This is a genomic window from Micromonospora sp. M51, assembly GCF_018070305.1.
GTDB classification, from domain to species: domain Bacteria; phylum Actinomycetota; class Actinomycetes; order Mycobacteriales; family Micromonosporaceae; genus Micromonospora; species Micromonospora parva.
In genome coordinates this window covers 1-2,183 of record NZ_JAGPXZ010000913.1, presented here as the reverse complement: position 1 = coordinate 2,183, position 2,183 = coordinate 1, and the positions used below count along the sequence as shown (strand labels likewise).

Below are 2,183 nucleotides of genomic sequence, written 5' to 3'. Positions count from 1 at the left end.
CGCCGCACCTCCGGGGTCCGCCGCGCTCCCCTCGGTCAGCGTCAGCGGCGCATTGTCCACGAGCCGGGTGATCATCGTGACGATCATCTCGACGTGGCCCATCTCCTCGGTGCCGACATCGAGCAACAGATCCTTGTACTTGCCGGGCAGCCGGCAGTTCCAACCCTGGAAGAGGTACTGGTTGGCGACTGTCATCTCGCCCCACTTGCCGCCCAGCACCTCCTGCAGCCGACGGGCGAAAGCCGCGTCCGGGCCGTCTGGCTTGGCCTCGAACTGCAGATCCTTGACGTGACTGAACATCCGACCTCCTCGGTACCGGAAACAGGTAGCGAGGACGTTCCCGCTGGGCTGACCCGAGCGGGCCAACCGGTGGCCCGGCCGGGTCAGCCCAGCGGGCGGACCACCGGCAGCAACACCTCCAGCGCCACTCCACGGGGCCGCAGCCGGTGCGCCCTCAGCGCTCCCCCGTCGGTCGCGACGAGCTGCCGCGCGATCCACAGGCCCAGACCGGACATCCCGACGGCCGGCGTCGGACGCCGCAGCGCGACCAGCAGCGCGTCGTCGACCCTGCCCTCGTCGGTGACCAGGATGCTCACGCCGGGACCGCGCACCGTGGCGTAGAGCCCGACCTGCCCGTTGGGCGGCCCGTGCCGCAACGCGTTCTGCACCAGGTTGACCAGCACCTGTCGAGTGCGTCCGGCCGGCACCGGGCAGGAGGCGGCCCGCCGGGTGGCCCGTGCCCGCCGCCGACCGGCCGGCACCAACGCGGCGGCCTCCCGCAGGATGCCCGCCAGCGCGACGACCGGCTCCGGCTGCGCGGCCAGCGCCAGCGCGCCGGTGCCGGCGGTCGCGTCGCGCAGCAGACTCTGCAGGTGTGCGGCCTGGTCGCGGGCCAGCTCGGTGATCGCCCGCCGATCGGCACTGGTCAGCTCGCGACGCTCGTCGGCCAGAGCGCGGGTCAACGAGGTCAGGGTGCTCACCGGCGTCCGGAACTCGTGGCACAACACCCGCAGCAGCAACTCCGAATCAGCCTCCGCCGCTCGCCGCTCGGCGGGTGTCGGCGCGATGGGGCGCAACCCTCGCAGCAGGTCCCGCAAACCGTGCCGTACGCGCATCCACCCGACTCCCCTCGTTCGGTGCGAACCCGCATGATCGGTACCCGCTGGGGAACGGCCCAGACATGCCGGGAAGCTCCACCTTGCGACTCGTTGTCGTGGACGATCACCCCCTTTTCGTCCGCGGCCTGGAGTTGCTGCTCCCGATCACCAGCAGCGGCCGCGCCGAGGTGGTCGCCTCCACCGGCGACGCCGCCGCGGCGGCGGCGCTCGTCGCCGCCTGCCGCCCCGACCTGGCCATCGTCGACCTGCACATGCCCGCGCCCGGCGGCGTCCGCGCGGTGGCGGCGATCCGACGGACCACCCCTCGGGTACGGGTGGTGGCGATGTCCGGTTCCGCCGCTCCCGAGTCGGCGGTGGAGGCGCTGCGGGCCGGCGCCGAGGGTTTCCTGCCCAAGACCAGCGAACCGGAGGAGCTGCTGCCCCCGCTGCTGGCCATCCTCGACGGCTGGGCGGTGCTGCCGGCCGAACTGCTGCGCACTCTGCTGCCGCCCAGGCGCTTCCCGTCGGTCGACCTCGACAGTGAGGAACGGCGGCTGCTGCGGGCGATCGCCGCCGGCCGCAGCACCGTCGACATCGCCGAAGAACTGCACGTCTCGGAAAGGACGGTGAAACGTATGACCGCCGCGTTGCTGCGAAAGTTGCGAGTGTCCAACCGGGCCGAGGCCGCCGCCGTCGCCGGTCACGCCGGGATCCTCGGGGAATGAAGCCCGGTCATCGGACCGATTCACGGTTTTGCTCTGTAACGGAATCGCGACGCGCCGAATGAATGGAAGGCATATTGTTGCGGATTACCGGGGTGATAGGTCAGACTTTGGACACATCCCGCCGCACACAGGGAGTAATCGGCAATGGCGAGAAAAGTAATCACGGTCCTGACCGACGACCTCGACGGTGGGAAGGCCGACCGGACGGTGGAGTTCAGTCTCGACGGCGTGGCCTACACGATCGATGTCTCCGACGAGAATGCCGGTGTCCTGCGCAAGGCGCTCGACCCGTACATCAATGCGGGTCGGCGGATCGGGCGCGGTCCGGTGGAGAGCGCCCGTTCAGTCCGACGGCCGGGCC

The 2,183-nt window shown here is 70.8% G+C and carries 4 protein-coding genes; 2 read left to right on the top strand and 2 right to left on the bottom strand.

Annotated elements, in window-relative coordinates; genetic code table 11:
* Positions 1–300, bottom strand: a 300-nt coding sequence (locus KBX53_RS30645) for a manganese catalase family protein (RefSeq protein WP_210863210.1), incomplete at its 3' end; no start/stop codon positions are given.
* A gap of 83 nt (positions 301–383) precedes the next feature.
* Positions 384–1,115: a sensor histidine kinase KdpD gene (locus KBX53_RS30640; RefSeq protein ID WP_210863208.1), complete on the bottom strand. Its 732-nt coding sequence runs from the start codon at positions 1,113–1,115 to the stop codon at positions 384–386.
* 98 nt (positions 1,116–1,213) lie between these two features.
* Here KBX53_RS30640 and KBX53_RS30635 point away from each other — a divergent pair, with 98 nt between their 5' ends.
* Both KBX53_RS30635 and KBX53_RS30630 read left to right on the top strand, forming a co-directional pair.
* The gene (locus KBX53_RS30635; RefSeq protein WP_309140896.1) at positions 1,214–1,822 is read left to right on the top strand and encodes a response regulator transcription factor; all 609 of its coding nucleotides are present in this window, start codon (positions 1,214–1,216) and stop codon (positions 1,820–1,822) included.
* Between the two features lie 144 nt (positions 1,823–1,966).
* The coding region (locus tag KBX53_RS30630; protein ID WP_210863204.1) for an Lsr2 family protein at positions 1,967–2,183 on the top strand (217 nt) is incomplete at its 3' end.

Bases quoted from the DNA above. Each gene is read 5' to 3' on its own strand.
- KBX53_RS30640 (WP_210863208.1), bottom strand. From the start codon at position 1,115: ATGCGCGTACGGCACGGTTTGCGGGACCTGCTGCGAGGGTTGCGCCCC.